Raw genomic sequence first — 15,639 nt, 5'->3', positions numbered from 1 at the left:
TAATTCTTCACCCGCGGGGAGCTGAACGCTATTCGCCATGAGCGCCATTGAAAACGCAATTCTGAACCTGGCTTACCCTCCGCGGCTCGATCTTGGGCCGCAGCTGACGCACGAACAACTTCTCGCTTCCATGCAATCGACCATGGCGCGCCACAAGGGCGGGCCGGTGTGGTTGTTCGCCTATGGCTCGCTGATCTGGCGGCCGGAATGCACGGCGGTTGAGCGCATGCGCGGTCGCGTGCATGGCTATCATCGTGGCTTGTACCTGTGGTCCCACGAGCACCGGGGTACGCCGGAAATGCCCGGCCTGGTATTCGGTCTGGATCGCGGTGGCTCATGCAGTGGCTTTGCCTACCGTTTGCCGGAAGACGATCTCGATACGGCGCTGTATGCCTTGTGGAAACGCGAGATGCCGTTTCCGTCGTATCGCCCGCACTGGCTCAATTGCCGGCTCGAAGATGGCACTCAGGTGCAGGCCTTGGGATTTGTTCTGGAGCGTCACCTGCCGAGCTATGCCGGCAACTTGCCGGATCATGTGCTCAGCCAGGTCTTTGCCAGCGCCAGCGGGCGTTACGGCACCACTCGCGATTATGTCGAGCAGACCGTGCACGCCCTGCGCAGCCACGCCATGCCGGATCGAAATCTGGAGGCGCGGCTCAAGCGCTGTAAATCACACAGCGATCAGGCGACCGCTTCACGGCTTTGACTGGCAACTTGCTTGTGCCATAGCGTTGGCGCAAGGAAGGCCATCGCCAGCAGGCAAGCGCCGACCAGCAGGACGAAACCGCCATCCCAGCCGAAGTGGTCGACGGTGTAGCCCATCGCCGCACTGGCTGCGACCGAACCGCCCAGATAACCGAATAGGCCGGTGAAGCCCGCTGCGGTACCGGCGGCTTTCTTCGGCGCCAGTTCCAGCGCCTGCAGACCGATCAGCATCACCGGACCGTAGATCAGGAACCCGATCGACAGCAGGGCGATCATGTCGACCATCGGGTTGCCGGCCGGATTCAGCCAGTACACCAGGGTCGCAACAGTCACCAGCGCCATGAACACCATGCCGGTCAGGCCACGATTGCCACGGAAGATCTTGTCCGACATCCAGCCGCACAGCAGCGTGCCTGGAATCCCCGCCCACTCGTAGAAGAAATAGGCCCACGAGGTTTTATCCACGGTGAAGCCCTTGGCTTCCTTCAAGTAGGTCGGCGCCCAGTCCAGCACGCCGTAGCGCAGCAGGTAGACGAAAACGTTGGCCATGGCGATGTACCAAAGCATTTTGTTGCGCAGCACGTACTTGACGAAGATTTCCTTGGCGCTGAATTCGTCTTCGTGGCTGGCGTCGTAGCCTTCCGGGTAATCGTTCTTGTACTGCTCGATCGGCGGCAGGCCGACCGATTGCGGGGTGTCACGCATGGTGATGAAGGCGAATACCGCCACGCCCAGCGCTACCGCTGCCGGTACGTAGAACGCCGCGTGCCAGTCATTGAACAGGCCCATGCCGATCAGGAACAGCGGGCCGATCAGACCGCCGCCGACGTTATGCGCCACGTTCCACACCGAGACCACGCCACCGCGTTCCTTCTGCGACCACCAATGCACCATGGTCCGCCCGCTCGGCGGCCAGCCCATGCCCTGCGCCCAGCCGTTGATGAACAACAGAATGAACATCATCGTCACGCTGGACGTTGCCCACGGCGCGAAACCGAAAATGAACATCACCCCGGCCGACACCAGCAGGCCGAACGGCAGGAAGAAGCGCGGGTTGGAGCGGTCGGACACCAGGCCCATGAGGAATTTCGACAAACCATACGCAATGGCGATCGCCGACATCGCCAGACCGAGGTCGCCACGGCTGTAGCCTTCATCGATCAGGTACGGCATGGCCAGGGAGAAGTTCTTGCGCAGCAGGTAGTAACCGGCGTAGCCGATAAAGATACCGGCGAAGATCTGCCAGCGCAGGCGGCGGTAGGTGCTGTCTATTTTTTCTTCAGGCAAAGGAGCCTGATGTGCGGCAGGACGAAAGAAAGCAAACATTCAAGAGCTCCAGTTTTCTTGTTTTGACTGCGGATGCGAATGTTACAGTTTCGTTACCGAAAATAGCATCGCTTCACGTCGGCAAAACAGCGGAAATTTGGGCAGGTGAGCGTTCCTTTATGAACATGTCGCTCTGAGACAAGTACGGGGCGCGGAGGGAATGGTGGCTCGGGTGGGTTTCTGCGGTTTTGCGTATTTCAGAGACGCATGTCAGTGCTGAGGCGATCCGGATCGCTGCTCCGGATCGCTCCATGTTCTTAACGAACCTGAACGACAACCTTGCCCACGGCTTTGCGCTGGCCAAGATCATCGATTGCCTGTGCGGCGTTGCTCAGTGGGTACACCTGTGACACCAGCGGTTTGAGCTTGCCCTCGGCAAACCAGGCGAACAGCTGCTGAAAGTTGGCTGCGTTGTCCTGGGGTTGGCGCTGGGCAAAGGAGCCCCAGAACACGCCGAGCACCGCCGCGCCTTTGAGCAGCGCGAGGTTGACCGGCAGTTCGGGGATGCGGCCGCTGGCGAAGCCGACTACGAGCAGGCGGCCGTTCCAGGCGATGGCGCGGATGGCCTGGTCGAACAGGTCGCCGCCGACCGGGTCGTAGATCACGTCGGCGCCCTGGCCGTCGGTGAGGCGTTTGATCTCGTCCTTGAGGCTGGCTTCGCTGTAGTTGATCAGTTCATCGGCGCCGGCAGCCTTGGCCACCGCGAGTTTCTCGGCACTGCTGGCGGCGGCGATCACGCGGGCGCCCATGGCTTTGCCGATCTCCACCGCGGCGAGGCCGACACCACCGGATGCGCCGAGGACCAGCAGGGTTTCGCCCGGTTGCAGGTTGGCGCGTTGTTTGAGCGCGTGCATCGACGTGCCGTAGGTCATGCTGAATGCAGCGGCGACGTTGAAATCCATCGACGGCGGAATCGGCAGGACGTTGTAGCCCGGCACCGCCACCTGCTCGGCAAAACTGCCCCAACCGGTCAGGGCCATGACCCGGTCGCCGACTGTCAGGTGGCTGACCTTTTCGCCGACTTCGCGCACGACGCCCGCCGCTTCACCGCCCGGCGAGAAGGGGAAGGGCGGCTTGAACTGGTATTTGCCCTCGATGATCAGCGTGTCCGGGAAATTGACCCCGGCGGCGTGCACGTCCAGCAGGATTTCATTCTTCTTGGCGACAGGGCTGGCGACGTCTTCCAGCACCAGCGATTCGGCAGGGCCGAAGGCTTTGCACAGCACGGCTTTCATCAGGGCTATTCCTTTGGGAGTGATGGCCGATAAGTGTAGGTGTGTGAATCAACGGGTCAACGAGCATGCCCGGCCCTGATAGTCAGCCATAAGCTTGTGCTTGCGCGGCGGGTCGTTATGCTAGGCCGCAAACCGGATAAGGAGCGAATTGTGAAAGCGTGGATCATGTTGTTGCTGGCCCTGTCTCTGCCTGTGGCAGCACTGGCCGAAGAAGCCAAAGAAGGCGAGGCGCCGAAGGTCAATTACATCACCCTGAGCCCGCCGTTCGTCGGCAACTATGGCCTCGACGGCACCGCCAAACTCAAGGTCTACAAGGCCGATGTGGCCCTGCGCGTAACCGGCGAAGAGGCGACCAAACTGGTCAAGGCCAACGAGCCGCTGATCCGCAATCAGCTGGTGGCGCTGTTCACTCAGCAGACCACCGAGGCGATGGGCAGCATCGAGGGCAAGGAAAAGCTGCGTCAGGAAGCGTTGAAGCAGACCCAGCAGGTCATGAATGACGAGACCGGCAAGCCAGTGGTTGAGGATCTGTTGTTCAACAACCTGATCATTCAGTAAGTCATTCGCTGTCCGGGCTGGCCTCTTCGCGAGCAGGCTCGCTCCCACATTGGACTGCATGTTCCTATGGGAGCGAGCCTGCTCGCGAAAGCTATTTATCAGGCAAAAATGAATCAGGGTTTGAGCCCGATAACCGCCGTCCACTGTTCTGGTGTAACCGGCATCACCGACAACCGTGAGCCCTTCTGCACCAGCGGCAGCTCCGCCAGCGCCGTCTGCTGCTTCAGATAATCCAGCTTCAACACCCGTTTGAACGTCTCGACATGCTCGACATCGATCGCGCTCCAGGCATTTTTCTCCAGCGTAGCCTTCGGATCGAAGTAATGGCTGTCCGGCTCCAGTGCCGTCGGATCGGGATACGCTGCTTCGATTATCTTGCCGATCCCGGCAATCCCCGGCTCCGGGCAGCTGGAATGGTAGAAAAAGAACTCGTCACCGACCGCCATCGCTCGCAGGAAGTTGCGTGCCTGATAGTTGCGAACCCCGTCCCAGCGCGCCTTGCCGAGCTTTTCCAGACCCTTGATCGAGAGTTCGTCGGGCTCTGATTTCATCAGCCAGTAGGCCATGTGGTGTGCTCCTGAAGCGGTCATTGGGCAGGTTGTCGGGCAATTTTATGACAAACCGACAGTCGGTTGACGTCAGCGTTTGCGCACAGGTTCACGTTGCCGCAAAATGCCGGCCTTTAAAGCTTGACGCTGCTGCACGGCCTACGAACGGAAACCGCTGCTGTCATCGTGATGATGTGCCTTGAGGGGGCAATCGATGAAACGCAAACCGGATTTGCTATGGACTTTGGTAATTTTGTTTGGCCTGGGCGTGGTAACCACCGGTTACGCGCAGAGTCTGTGGGCGAACAAGGCCGACGCGCCGATTGAAGTGGCGCAACAAGTACAACAGTCGACTGCTTTCAAACGCTGAACCTGTCTCTTCGACGCCGCTGTTCTGTGCGGCGTCTACTCTGCGAAATACCATGCCTTGTCGGTGACTGTGCCTTGTAACGGGACATCCCAGCTCGCCTGCGCCAGACGCTCGACCTTCTGACATTCATGGGCCAGGCCCAGCAGCGTCGGCTTGCGCCAGTTCTTGCGCCGGGCCAGATAGGCGAGGCTGCGATCATAGAATCCGCCGCCCATGCCCAGGCGCCCGCCGACATCGTCAAACCCCACCAGCGGCAACAACACCAGATCCAGCGCCCAGACCTTGCGTTGCCGAGCCAGATTGGCCCGGGGTTCAAGAATCCGGAAACGATTGGGCTTGAGCTTCTCGTCGGGGAGGATGCGCTGGAAGACCATTTTCGTTCGCGGCCAGGCGCTGAGTACCGGCAGATAAGTCGCCTTGCCACGCCGCTGGGCTTCGCGCAGGAGCAGGCGTGGATCGATTTCACCGTCGGTGGGTAAATACAGAGAGATATGTTTCGCCCGGCGAAAATGCGGGTCTTGGGCGAGTTGCCGGAACAGGCCTTTGGCAGCCTGGCGTTGTTCGCCCGGCGTCAGTGCGCGGCGCGCCTTGCGCAGCAGGCGGCGGAGTTGCGGGCGGGGCAGCAGCGCGGGTTCGGTCATGGTTCGGCTTCGGCAGGTTGGACGAAAACGTACGCATAAAAAATCCGATGTCGGCATACACCGACATCGGATTCGAATCAGGCTCCCCGGATGAACCGCTGTCAACTCAGCCCTTGAACCCGAAAGTTCAAGGTGGAAGAAGCAGTAGACTTTAAGGCTTTCCGTCTAGCGGACATGCACACCAGCCCAACGTGCAACTTCCAGGGTAGTGCGAATCGGCTCCGGGACATCGTCAACTGGCAAGCACCCCAGGGAGTGCCGCGAGTATACCTCAAGCTGTCAGTCGAATCAGCCCTTGGCGGTGTTCTGATCGTCGGCCAGGACCAGATCGACACGATCGAGCAAGTCGCGTACCTGTTCGCGGGTCGAACCGCTGGCCTGGATGTCCGGGCGCTCTTCTTTGTGCAACAGGTCGTGGGTGATGTTCAGCGCGGCCATCACGGCAATGCGGTCGGCGCCGATGACTTTGCCGCTGCTGCGGATCTCGCGCATCTTGCCGTCCAGGTAGCGGGCGGCGCTGACCAGGTTGCTGCGTTCTTCCGGCGGGCAGATGATCGAATACTCTTTGTCGAGGATCTGCACGGTAACGCTATTGCTTGAACTCATGAGTCTTGCTCCAGGGCCTTGAGGCGCGAAATCATCGATTCGACCTTACGCCGGGCGATTTCGTTTTTTCAATGAGGTGAGCGCGTTCCTCGCGCCAGGTTTTTTCCTGAGCTAGTAAGAGTGCGTTTTGACTCTTAAGTTGCTCGACTCGGCCAATCAGCAGTTCGAGTCTGGCCATCAGCGCTTGCAGGTCGGTGTCTTCCATTGGGTCCACGTGTTCGTCTGATGGGTGGTAACTGGCGGACAGCCTTTAATGGTCTTGGCGGGGCTGTCGATGTAGGATACAAGGCCTTCATTCTAGACATAGCGCCGTCTGGCGCCTAGCTGCCCATGACCATTGCGAATTCCCCGTACCAAGCTTTTGCCACCCTGCTGACTGCCAGCGGCCACAACGTCTCGCCTGCCGAACTGCACGGCGTGCTGCTCGGGCGCAGTTGCGCCGGCGCCGGCTTCGATCACGAAGGCTGGCTGATCGACGCCGCCGAACTGCTCGAAGGCGATATCCAGGACAACGTCCGCAATGCCCTGATCGGCCTGCAGGAGATGGTCAAGGGCGAGCTGACCGGCGACGACGTCACCGTCGTTCTGCTGCTGCCGACCGACGATGCGCCGCTGGCCGACCGCGCTGCTGCACTGGGCGAGTGGTGCCAGGGCTTCCTCAGCGGGTTCGGCCTGAACTGCCGCGACAGCAGCATGCTCAGCACCGAAGCCACCGAAGTGCTGCAGGATCTGGCGGCCATTTCCCAGGTGCAGGACGCGCTGGAAGAATCCGAAGACGGCGAATCCGACTACATGGAAGTCATGGAATACCTGCGCGTTGCGCCGTTGCTGCTGTTCTCGGAAACCAAAAAACCGATGTGCCGCCAGCCGCCAAACCGTCGCTGCATTAATCGCGTGCCAGGGAAAGCCATCTGCCCATGACCTATATCCCGAAAGCGGAATACAGCCGTCGCCGCAAGGCCCTGATGGCGCAGATGGAACCCAACAGCATCGCGATCCTGCCTGCCGCCGCGGTGGCCATCCGCAACCGCGACGTCGAGCACGTCTACCGGCAGGACAGCGATTTCCAGTACCTCAGTGGTTTCCCCGAGCCACAGGCCGTCATCGTCCTGATGCCCGGTCGCGAGCACGGCGAGTACATCCTCTTCTGCCGTGAACGCAACGCCGAACGCGAATTGTGGGATGGCCTGCGCGCAGGGCAGGAAGGCGCGATCCGCGAATATGGCGCCGACGACGCCTTTCCGATTACCGACATCGACGACATCCTCCCGGGCCTGATCGAAGGCCGCGACCGGGTGTATTCGGCGATGGGCAGCAACCCGGAATTCGACCGGCACCTGATGGACTGGATCAACGTGATCCGTTCCAAGGCGCACCTCGGCGCGCAGCCGCCGAATGAATTCGTTGCCCTGGATCATCTGCTGCACGACATGCGCCTGTATAAATCGGCGGCAGAAGTGAAGGTCATGCGCGAAGCCGCGCGGATTTCGGCGCAAGCGCATATCCGCGCGATGCAGGCCAGTCGTCCGGGGCTGTATGAATACAGCCTCGAAGCCGAACTGGATTATGAATTCCGCAAGGGCGGGGCGAAGATGCCGGCCTACGGTTCGATCGTCGCCGCCGGGCGCAACAGCTGCATCCTGCATTACCAGCAGAATGACGCCTTGCTCAAGGACGGCGATCTGGTGCTGATCGACGCCGGTTGCGAGATCGACTGCTACGCCAGTGACATCACCCGCACGTGGCCGGTCAACGGCAAGTTTTCGCCGGAGCAGAAGGCGATCTACGAGTTGGTGCTGGCGTCACAGGAAGCCGCGTTCGCCGAGATCGCACCGAACAAGCACTGGAACCAGGCGCACGAAGCCACGGTGCGGGTGATCACCGCAGGTCTGGTCAAGCTTGGTTTGTTGCAGGGCGAGGTTGACGAATTGATCGCCAGCGAAGCCTACAAGGCTTTTTATATGCACCGCGCCGGCCACTGGCTGGGCATGGATGTGCATGATGTTGGCGAGTACAAGGTCGGCGGCGAATGGCGCGTGCTGGAGGTCGGCATGGCGCTGACCGTGGAGCCGGGTATCTACATCGCCGCGGACAATCAGAACGTGGCGAAGAAATGGCGCGGCATTGGCGTGCGCATCGAGGATGACGTGGTCGTGACCCGATCCGGCTGTGAAATTCTCACCAGCGGCGTGCCGAAAACCGTCGCCGAGATCGAAGCGCTGATGGCACAAGCAAGGACACATGCAGCATGAGTCGAGTCAATCTGGCAATCATCGGTGGCGGTCTGGTCGGCGCCAGTCTGGCGTTGGCGTTGCAGGCCGGGGCCAAGGCGCAGGGCTGGAAAATCGTCCTGATCGAACCGTTCGCCCCCGGCGACAGCTGGCAGCCGAGCTACGACGCCCGCTCCTCGGCGCTGTCGTACGGCTCGCGGCAGATTTATCAGCGCCTGGGCGTGTGGCAGGAAATCTCCCGCCGCGCCGAGCCGATCAAACAGATTCATGTCTCCGACCGTGGCCGCTTCTCCACCGCGCGCTTGTCGGCGATGGAAGAGGGTGTGCCAGCGCTCGGTTACGTGGTGGAAAACGCCTGGCTCGGCCAGTGCCTGTGGCAGCACCTCGACAAAGACGTGATCACGTGGCGCTGCCCGGCGGAGGTCACGCGCATGGAGCCGTTGGCCGATGGCTATCGCCTGACCCTCAACGATGAAACCACGCTGGAATGCGACCTCGCGGTGCTCGCCGATGGCGGCCGCTCCGGGCTGCGCGAACAGTTGGGCATCAACGTGCGCACGCGCCCTTACAACCAGAGCGCACTGATCGCCAACATCACCCCGAGTGAAGCGCATAACGGCATGGCCTTCGAGCGCTTCACCGACGAGGGGCCGATGGCCCTGCTGCCGTTGCCGGACAATCGCTGCGCACTGGTGTGGACGCGACTGGGCATGGATGCGCAGCGTCTGACTGAATTGAGCGAGCGTGAATTCCTCAGCGAATTGCAAAGCGTGTTCGGTTACCGCCTCGGCACTTTGAAACAGGTCGGCGCACGGCATCTGTATCCGCTGTCGCTGATCGAAGCTGAAGAACAGGTGCGCTCGCATCTGGCCGTGCTTGGCAACGCCGCACATAGCCTGCACCCGATCGCCGGACAGGGCTTCAACCTGTCGCTGCGTGACGCCGACGCCTTGGCTACCGCGCTGCTGGCGAGTGATAAGCCGCTGGGCGACTTCGCTACGTTGCAGGCCTATCGCGAGCGGCAGCGCCTCGATCAGGACCTGACGGTGGGCTTCTCCGATCAGGTCACGCGCCTGTTCGGCAGCACCCAGCCGCTGGTGTCGCTGGGGCGCAACCTCGGCCTGCTCGGCCTCGACCTGCTGCCGCCAGCCAAACGCTGGTTTGCCCGGCAGGCGATGGGCCTGGGAACCCGTCCGGATGCTTGAGTGGCTGAGCAACACATTCGGCAAGGCGCGGTTGATGCGCTGGGTGATGACCTTTTATCCGCCGTATCTTGGCGCCGGCGTGCGCGTTCGGCACATCAGCGATGACTTTCGCGACGTGCAGGTGTCCATGGGGTTGGGCTGGTACAACCGCAACTACGTCGGCACCCAGTTTGGCGGCAGTCTGTATTCGATGGTTGACCCGTTCTTCATGTTGATGCTCATGGAAAACCTCGGCCCGAAATACATCGTCTGGGACAAGGCCGCCGATATCGATTTCATTGCGCCGGGCAAAGGCCCGGTGTTCGCCCGGTTCAACATCGACCAGACCCTGCTCGACGAGATCCGCCGGCAGACCGCCAACGGCGAGAAATACCTGCCGCAGTTGCAGGTCGACATTCATGACGGCGCCGGCAATCTTGTGGCGCGGGTCGGTAAAACCCTTTACGTGCGGCTCAAGCCGCAAGCGAGACAGGCCTAAAGCATGGAAATGCGCGCAGATCTGCTGATTGTCGGAGCCGGAATGGTCGGCAGCGCCCTGGCGCTGGCGCTACAGGACAGCGGCCTGGAAGTGCTGCTGCTCGACGGCAGCCCGCTGAGCGTGAAACCGTTCGATGCCGAAGCGGCGTTCGAACCGCGCGTCAGCGCGTTGTCGGCGGCGAGCCAGCGCATCCTCGAACGCCTCGGCGTCTGGGACGGCATCGCCCAGCGGCGCAGCAGCCCGTACACCGACATGCACGTCTGGGACGGCAGCGGCACCGGGCACATTCATTTCTCGGCGAGCAGTGTGCATGCCGATGTGCTCGGCCACATCGTCGAAAACCGCGTGGTGCAGGATGCGCTGCTCGAGCGTTTGCATGACTGTGACCTCGGCATGCTGGCCAATGCGCGGCTGGAACAGATGCGTCGCTCCGGCGATGACTGGCTGCTGACCCTGGCCGATGGCCGCACCTTGCGCGCGCCGCTGGTAATCGCGGCCGATGGCGCCAATTCAGCGGTGCGCCGTCTGACCGGCGTGGCGACTCGCGAGTGGGATTATCTGCATCACGCCATCGTGACGAGCGTGCGCTGCAGCCAGCCACACCGCAAAACCGCCTGGCAGCGCTTTACCGATCACGGACCGTTGGCGTTTCTGCCGCTGGAGCGTGATGGTCAGCAGGACTGGTGCTCGATCGTCTGGTCGACCACACCGGGTGAAGCCGAGCGCTTGATGGCGCTGGAGGAAACTGCGTTTTGCGCTGAGCTGGAGCGAGCCTTTGAAGGGCGCCTCGGTGAGGTCATCAGCGCCGATCCACGTCTCTGCGTGCCGCTGCGTCAGCGCCACGCCAAACGCTATGTCGCAGAAGGCCTGGCGTTGATCGGTGATGCGGCGCATACCATTCACCCGTTGGCGGGGCAGGGTGTAAACCTTGGTTTCCTCGATGCAGCGGTGCTGGCCGAAGTGCTGCTGCAAGCGCATGAACGTGGGGAGCGACTGGCGGATGTCAAAGTATTGAGCCGTTATGAGCGCCGGCGCATGCCACACAATCTGGCGCTGATGGCGGCGATGGAGGGCTTCGAGCGGTTGTTCCAGGCCGACCCGCTGCCACTGCGCTGGTTGCGCAATGCCGGGTTGAAACTGGTCGAGCAGATGCCCGAGGCGAAGGCGTTGTTTGTGCGCGAGGCGCTGGGGTTGACTGGGGATCTTCCAGCTCTGGCAAAGCCCTGACCGCCTCATTGAGGCTGATGGCCCCTTCGCGAGCAGGCTCGCTCCCACAGTTGAGATGCATTCCAATGTGGGAGCGAGCCTGCTCGCGAAAGCGTCCGCCCACTTACCGCAGTTTTGAGCCGTGCAACATCTGGTAACGCCTTCCCCCAGTGTTCGATTGTGGTGGTAAATGTGAGTCCTTATCATTTGGCCCACATTTCCCGACCGAGAGACCACTCCCATGTTGGCACCCAAGCGTCTTCTGACCGCACTGGCCTTGACCCTGATCGGCAGCACCACTGCCCAGGCTGCCGATGAGGTGGTGGTTTACTCGTCGCGTATCGATGAGCTGATCAAACCGGTATTCGACGCCTACACCGCCAAGACCGGGGTGAAGATCAAGTTCATCACCGACAAGGAAGCGCCGCTGATGCAACGCATCAAGGCCGAAGGTGAAAACGCCACCGCCGACCTGCTGCTCACCGTCGATGCCGGCAACCTCTGGCAGGCCGAGCAGATGGGCATCCTCCAGCCGTTCACTTCAAAGACCATCGACGCCAACATCCCCCTGCAATATCGCTCGTCCACCCACGCCTGGACCGGCCTGAGCCTGCGCGCGCGGACCATCGCCTATTCCACCGAGCGAGTGAAACCGGGCGAACTGACCACCTACGAAGCGCTGGCCGACAAGAACTGGGAAGGCCGCCTGTGCCTGCGTACGGCGAAGAAGGTCTACAACCAGTCGCTGACCGCGACCATGATTGAAGTCCACGGCGCCGAGAAGACCGAGCAGATCCTCAAGGGCTGGGTCAACAACCTGTCCACCGACGTGTTCTCCGATGACGTTGCAGTGCTGGAAGCGATCAACGCCGGGCAGTGCGACGTCGGCATCGTCAACACCTACTACTACGGTCGCCTGCACAAGCAAAAGCCAGAATTGCCAGTGAAGCTGTTCTGGCCGAACCAAGCCGATCGCGGCGTGCACGTGAATCTGTCGGGCATCGGCCTGACCAAACATGCACCGCACCCGGAAGCGGCCAAGGCTCTGGTTGAATGGATGACCACGCCTGAGGCACAGAAGATTTTTGCAGATGTGAACCAGGAATTCCCGGCCAACCCGGCGGTGGCGCCTTCGGAAGAAGTGGCGGCGTGGGGCAAGTTTGTCGCCGATACCTTGCCGGTTGAGGTGGCGGGCAAACGTCAGGCTGAGGCGATCCGGATGATGGATCGGGCGGGGTGGAACTGAGGCGTTTGCGATTGATCGTTCCCACGCTCCGCGTGGGAATGCAGCCTTCGACGCTCTGCGTCGTGCCGCTGAAAGCGTGACGCGGAGCGTCACAGGATGTGTGCCCACGCAGCGCGTGGGCACAATCATTTGAACGAGATTGTTTCCTTGGCCCACCCCGCCCAACGCCGCTGGTACCCCATCGTCTTCGCCATCGCCGCGCTGGTGCTGTTGCCGCTGAGCGTGCTGCTGCTGTCGTGGCAAACCATCGACCAGCAGATCTGGTCGCACCTGTGGCAAACCCAGATGCCGCGTCTGCTCGGTAATACCCTGACGCTGATTCTCGGCGTCGGTGTCGGTGTGACCCTGTTGGGTGTGAGCCTTGCCTGGCTGACCAGCCTCTGCGAATTTCCCGGTCGGCGCTGGCTCGACTGGGCGCTGATGCTGCCCTTCGCCATCCCTGCCTATGTGCTGGCGTTTGTCTTCGTCGGCCTGCTGGATTTCGCCGGCCCGGTGCAAACCCTGCTGCGCGAATGGTTCGGCAGCGGCCTGCGCCTGCCGCGAGTGCGCTCCACCGGCGGGGTGATCGTGGTGCTGGTGCTGGTCTTCTACCCCTACGTTTACCTGCTGGCGCGTACTGCGTTTCTGGCTCAGGGCAAAGGCCTGATGGAAGCGGCGCGGGTGCTCGGCCAGTCGCCGTGGCAGGCGTTCTGGCGGGTTGCGCTGCCGATGGCGCGTCCGGCGATTGGCGCGGGCGTGGCGCTGGCGCTGATGGAGACCCTGGCGGATTTCGGCGCGGTGTCCGTGTTCAATTTCGACACCTTCACCACGGCCATCTACAAGACCTGGTACGGCTTCTTCAGCCTGCCCAGCGCTGCGCAACTGGCCAGTCTGTTGCTGCTGGTGGTGATGCTGGTGCTGTACGGCGAGCGCCGCGCGCGCGGGGCGAATCGGGCCAGCAATGAGCGGCCACGGGTGAAGGCGCTGTATCACTTGCGCGGGCTCAAGGCGTTGGCGGCGACAGGCTGGTGTGGAATGGTGTTCGCCTGCGCCTTCGTCATTCCGGTTCTGCAACTGTTCGTCTGGTTCTGGCAGCGCGGACGCTTCGATCTGGATGAACGCTACGCCGGGCTGATTCTGCACACGCTGTATCTGGGCGCGATGGCCGCTCTGATCACCGTCAGCGTTGCGCTGTTGTTGGCGTTCGCCCGGCGTCTGGCGCCGACCCCGGCCATCAACTCCGGCGTCGGTCTGGCCAATCTCGGCTACGCCTTGCCCGGTTCGGTGCTGGCGGTGTCGATCATGCTTGCCTTCAGTTATCTGGATCGTGAACTGGTGATTCCGCTCTCCGCCTGGCTCGGCGGTGCCGGCAAACCGTTGCTGCTTGGCAGCCTCGCGGCGTTGCTGATGGCGTATCTGGTGCGCTTCATTGCCGTGGCGTATGGGCCTCTGGAAAGCAGTCTGGCGCGTATACGGCCATCTTTGCCCGAAGCGGCACGTAGCCTGGGTGTCAGTGGGCCGCGACTGTTTTTCAAAGTGTATCTGCCGCTGTTGCTGCCCGGCACCTTGAGCGCCGCGTTGCTGGTGTTCGTCGATGTGCTCAAGGAAATGCCCGCGACCCTGCTGATGCGCCCATTTGGCTGGGACACGCTGGCGGTGCGCATCTTCGAAATGACCAGCGAAGGCGAATGGGCGCGCGCCTCATTGCCGGCATTGACGCTGGTGCTGGTCGGCCTGTTGCCGGTGATCGGATTGATTCGACGTTCCGCGCACCGAAACTAGGGGGCGTTCTCGATTGGTTTCCCACCGCGCCGGGTCTGCTGTTGTGCAGGGCAAGACGCGAGAAGCGTGGTTTGGTTGTTCCAAATAAGCTTCGAGCAACGCAGCCCTGCACAACAGCAGGCCCGGCCCTCCAGGTTGTGCCTAAAGCGAGCCAGCCTGCGTTGCAGGCCTTGAAAAGGAATACCATTCCCAGCGGCCTGCGCCTTGCCTGGCTCGCTTTTAGGCGACAACGCGGTGGGGAAACCAATTGAGAACGCCCCCGTAGTAGTGAGTCCTACATCATGCGGCTACAATGCGCGGCATTCGGTGCGGTTCGTCTGACAGACCCGTGCGCTGGAATCGACTGAAAGCCTTATCCATCAAGGCTTTCAGCCGTATAGCGGCGGTCCGCACCCTCGCCACGCCCGGAAGGAGAAACCCATGGGACAGCGTACGCCTCTGTATGACCTGCACCTCGCGCTTGGCGCGAAGATGGTCGATTTTGGCGGTTGGGACATGCCATTGCATTACGGCTCGCAGGTCGAGGAGCACCACGAAGTGCGCCGCGATTGCGGGGTGTTCGATGTTTCCCATATGACCGTGATCGATGTCACCGGCGCCCAGGCCAAGGCCTGGCTTCAGCATTGCTGGCCAACGACGTCGAACGTCTGCACAGCCCCGGCCGGGCGTTGTACAGCACCATGCTCAACGAGCGTGGCGGCATCGTCGACGACATGATCGTCTATCGCCTCGACGATGCGTACCGGCTGGTATTCAACGCCTCCACCCGCGATCAGGATCTGGCCTGGATGAACGCCCAGCTCGGCGCTTACGACGTGCAGTTGCACGAGCGCGCCGAGCTGGCGATGCTCGCCATTCAGGGCCCGCAGGCGCGGCACAAGATTGCCGAACTGGTCACCCAGTCGCGCGCCACGCTGATCCAGCAACTCAAACCTTTCGAAGGCGCCATCGACGGCGATTGGTTCATCGCGCGTACCGGTTACACCGGCGAGGATGGCCTGGAAATCTGCCTGCCGGCGAATCAGGCGCCGGGTTTCTTCAACGACCTCGTCGGCGCCGGCATTTCGCCGATCGGCCTCGGTGCCCGTGACACCTTGCGTGTCGAGGCCGGAATGAACCTGTACGGTCAGGACATTCATCAGGACGTTTCACCGCTGGCCTCGAACATGGCCTGGAGCATCGCCTGGGAGCCGGCTTCGCGGCAGTTCATCGGCCGTGCGGCGCTGGAGGCGGAAAAAGCCACCGGCGTGGCGCACAAACTGGTCGGTCTGGTGCTGGAAGAGCGCGGGGTTTTGCGTGCTCACCAGGTGGTTCGCATCGCCGATGTTGGCGAAGGGGAGATCACCAGTGGTAGTTTCTCTCCTACGCTGAGCAAATCGATTGCCCTGGCGCGTGTACCGATGGCAACCGCCGACCGCGCCGAAGTGGAAATCCGTGGCAAGTGGTACCCGGTACGGGTGGTCAAACCGACCTTCGTACGCCATGGCAAGACTTTGATCTAACCTTTTTGGCGGGCACGACCG

At 61.8% G+C, this 15,639-nt stretch carries 14 protein-coding genes, 1 other RNA gene and 3 pseudogenes; 11 read left to right on the top strand and 7 right to left on the bottom strand.

All coding sequences use genetic code 11. The annotated features are described in order from the left end of the window. The first annotated feature begins 37 nt into the window (after window positions 1-37). Entirely contained in the window at window positions 38-706 is a 669-nt protein-coding gene (locus LJU32_03320) for a gamma-glutamylcyclotransferase (GenBank protein WKV89454.1), read from the top strand. Here LJU32_03320 and glpT read toward each other — a convergent pair. Continuing rightward, entirely contained in the window at window positions 682-2,031 is a 1,350-nt protein-coding gene (glpT, locus tag LJU32_03315) for a glycerol-3-phosphate transporter (GenBank protein WKV89453.1), read from the bottom strand. The two genes, LJU32_03320 and glpT, sit on opposite strands and share 25 nt — an antisense overlap. Before the next feature lie 257 nt (window positions 2,032-2,288). Further along, window positions 2,289-3,266 carry an NADPH:quinone oxidoreductase family protein gene (locus LJU32_03310; protein WKV89452.1) on the bottom strand — a complete coding sequence of 326 codons (978 nt, stop codon included), beginning with the start codon at window positions 3,264-3,266 and terminating at the stop codon, window positions 2,289-2,291. Window positions 3,267-3,416: 150 nt separating this feature from the next. On the opposite strand from LJU32_03310, the gene fliL reads away from it, so the two are divergent. Further along, window positions 3,417-3,824 (top strand): flagellar basal body-associated protein FliL, encoded by a 408-nt coding sequence (fliL, locus tag LJU32_03305; GenBank protein ID WKV89451.1) that lies wholly within the window; start codon window positions 3,417-3,419, stop codon window positions 3,822-3,824. A gap of 113 nt (window positions 3,825-3,937) precedes the next feature. On the opposite strand, the gene LJU32_03300 is transcribed toward fliL, so the two are convergent. After that, window positions 3,938-4,390 (bottom strand): EVE domain-containing protein, encoded by a 453-nt coding sequence (locus LJU32_03300; protein ID WKV89450.1) that lies wholly within the window; start codon window positions 4,388-4,390, stop codon window positions 3,938-3,940. A 196-nt stretch (window positions 4,391-4,586) separates the two neighbouring features. Between LJU32_03300 and LJU32_03295 the strand changes: the two genes are divergently transcribed. Further along, window positions 4,587-4,742, top strand: coding sequence for a hypothetical protein (locus LJU32_03295; GenBank protein ID WKV89449.1), 156 nt, complete (start codon window positions 4,587-4,589; stop codon window positions 4,740-4,742). A gap of 35 nt (window positions 4,743-4,777) precedes the next feature. On the opposite strand, the gene LJU32_03290 is transcribed toward LJU32_03295, so the two are convergent. The 4 genes and pseudogenes from LJU32_03290 to LJU32_03275 form a co-directional block, all read right to left on the bottom strand. Further along, the gene (locus tag LJU32_03290; GenBank protein WKV89448.1) at window positions 4,778-5,383 is read right to left on the bottom strand and encodes a 5-formyltetrahydrofolate cyclo-ligase; all 606 of its coding nucleotides are present in this window, start codon (window positions 5,381-5,383) and stop codon (window positions 4,778-4,780) included. Between the two features lie 79 nt (window positions 5,384-5,462). Beyond that, window positions 5,463-5,641: non-coding RNA, 6S RNA (ssrS, locus tag LJU32_03285), on the bottom strand. 30 nt (window positions 5,642-5,671) lie between these two features. Further along, window positions 5,672-5,989: a cell division protein ZapA gene (locus tag LJU32_03280; protein WKV89447.1), complete on the bottom strand. Its 318-nt coding sequence runs from the start codon at window positions 5,987-5,989 to the stop codon at window positions 5,672-5,674. Next, window positions 5,986-6,152: pseudogene (locus LJU32_03275) on the bottom strand (TIGR02449 family protein). The gene LJU32_03280 and the pseudogene LJU32_03275 overlap by 4 nt, the downstream one beginning before the upstream one ends. 167 nt (window positions 6,153-6,319) lie before the next feature. Between LJU32_03275 and LJU32_03270 the strand changes: the two are divergent. The 8 genes and pseudogenes from LJU32_03270 to gcvT all read left to right on the top strand — a co-directional run bounded on the left by LJU32_03270 (window position 6,320) and on the right by gcvT (window position 15,618). Continuing rightward, window positions 6,320-6,879: pseudogene (locus LJU32_03270) on the top strand (YecA family protein). Window positions 6,880-6,906: 27 nt separating this feature from the next. Next, on the top strand, window positions 6,907-8,241 hold the full coding sequence (gene pepP / locus LJU32_03265; GenBank protein WKV89446.1) for a Xaa-Pro aminopeptidase: 1,335 nt from the start codon (window positions 6,907-6,909) through the stop codon (window positions 8,239-8,241). Then, window positions 8,238-9,425 carry a 2-octaprenyl-6-methoxyphenyl hydroxylase gene (ubiH, locus tag LJU32_03260; protein ID WKV89445.1) on the top strand — a complete coding sequence of 396 codons (1,188 nt, stop codon included), beginning with the start codon at window positions 8,238-8,240 and terminating at the stop codon, window positions 9,423-9,425. Before pepP ends, ubiH begins: the two co-directional genes overlap by 4 nt. Further along, window positions 9,418-9,903: a DUF4442 domain-containing protein gene (locus LJU32_03255; GenBank protein ID WKV89444.1), complete on the top strand. Its 486-nt coding sequence runs from the start codon at window positions 9,418-9,420 to the stop codon at window positions 9,901-9,903. The genes ubiH and LJU32_03255 overlap by 8 nt, the downstream gene beginning before the upstream one ends. A gap of 9 nt (window positions 9,904-9,912) precedes the next feature. After that, window positions 9,913-11,130, top strand: a complete 1,218-nt coding sequence (locus LJU32_03250; GenBank protein WKV91032.1) for a 2-octaprenyl-3-methyl-6-methoxy-1,4-benzoquinol hydroxylase — start codon at window positions 9,913-9,915, stop codon at window positions 11,128-11,130. Between the two features lie 220 nt (window positions 11,131-11,350). Continuing rightward, window positions 11,351-12,355 carry an extracellular solute-binding protein gene (locus LJU32_03245; protein ID WKV89443.1) on the top strand — a complete coding sequence of 335 codons (1,005 nt, stop codon included), beginning with the start codon at window positions 11,351-11,353 and terminating at the stop codon, window positions 12,353-12,355. Window positions 12,356-12,502: 147 nt separating this feature from the next. Continuing rightward, the gene (locus LJU32_03240) at window positions 12,503-14,116 is read left to right on the top strand and encodes an iron ABC transporter permease (GenBank protein ID WKV89442.1); all 1,614 of its coding nucleotides are present in this window, start codon (window positions 12,503-12,505) and stop codon (window positions 14,114-14,116) included. Between the two features lie 420 nt (window positions 14,117-14,536). Next, window positions 14,537-15,618, top strand: a pseudogene (gene gcvT, locus LJU32_03235) (glycine cleavage system aminomethyltransferase GcvT). The last annotated feature ends 21 nt before the right edge of the window (window positions 15,619-15,639 follow it).

The sequence above is a fragment of the Pseudomonas sp. B21_DOA genome (genome assembly GCA_030544685.1).
Lineage (GTDB): Bacteria > Pseudomonadota > Gammaproteobacteria > Pseudomonadales > Pseudomonadaceae > Aquipseudomonas > Aquipseudomonas fluorescens_AO.
This window is presented reverse-complemented; position numbering and strand designations above follow the sequence as displayed.

What these genes read in the sequence shown, in the direction of transcription:
- pepP (WKV89446.1), top strand. Translation starts at nt 6,907, where the DNA reads ATGACCTATATCCCGAAAGCGGAATACAGCCGTCGCCGCAAGGCCCTG.
- LJU32_03250 (WKV91032.1), top strand. Translation starts at nt 9,913, where the DNA reads ATGCGCGCAGATCTGCTGATTGTCGGAGCCGGAATGGTCGGCAGCGCC.
- LJU32_03290 (WKV89448.1), bottom strand. Translation starts at nt 5,383, where the DNA reads ATGACCGAACCCGCGCTGCTGCCCCGCCCGCAACTCCGCCGCCTGCTG.
- glpT (WKV89453.1), bottom strand. Translation starts at nt 2,031, where the DNA reads ATGTTTGCTTTCTTTCGTCCTGCCGCACATCAGGCTCCTTTGCCTGAA.
- LJU32_03310 (WKV89452.1), bottom strand. Translation starts at nt 3,266, where the DNA reads ATGAAAGCCGTGCTGTGCAAAGCCTTCGGCCCTGCCGAATCGCTGGTG.
- LJU32_03245 (WKV89443.1), top strand. Translation starts at nt 11,351, where the DNA reads ATGTTGGCACCCAAGCGTCTTCTGACCGCACTGGCCTTGACCCTGATC.
- LJU32_03295 (WKV89449.1), top strand. Translation starts at nt 4,587, where the DNA reads ATGAAACGCAAACCGGATTTGCTATGGACTTTGGTAATTTTGTTTGGC.
- LJU32_03280 (WKV89447.1), bottom strand. Translation starts at nt 5,989, where the DNA reads ATGAGTTCAAGCAATAGCGTTACCGTGCAGATCCTCGACAAAGAGTAT.
- LJU32_03320 (WKV89454.1), top strand. Translation starts at nt 38, where the DNA reads ATGAGCGCCATTGAAAACGCAATTCTGAACCTGGCTTACCCTCCGCGG.
- LJU32_03255 (WKV89444.1), top strand. Translation starts at nt 9,418, where the DNA reads ATGCTTGAGTGGCTGAGCAACACATTCGGCAAGGCGCGGTTGATGCGC.
- ubiH (WKV89445.1), top strand. Translation starts at nt 8,238, where the DNA reads ATGAGTCGAGTCAATCTGGCAATCATCGGTGGCGGTCTGGTCGGCGCC.
- LJU32_03300 (WKV89450.1), bottom strand. Translation starts at nt 4,390, where the DNA reads ATGGCCTACTGGCTGATGAAATCAGAGCCCGACGAACTCTCGATCAAG.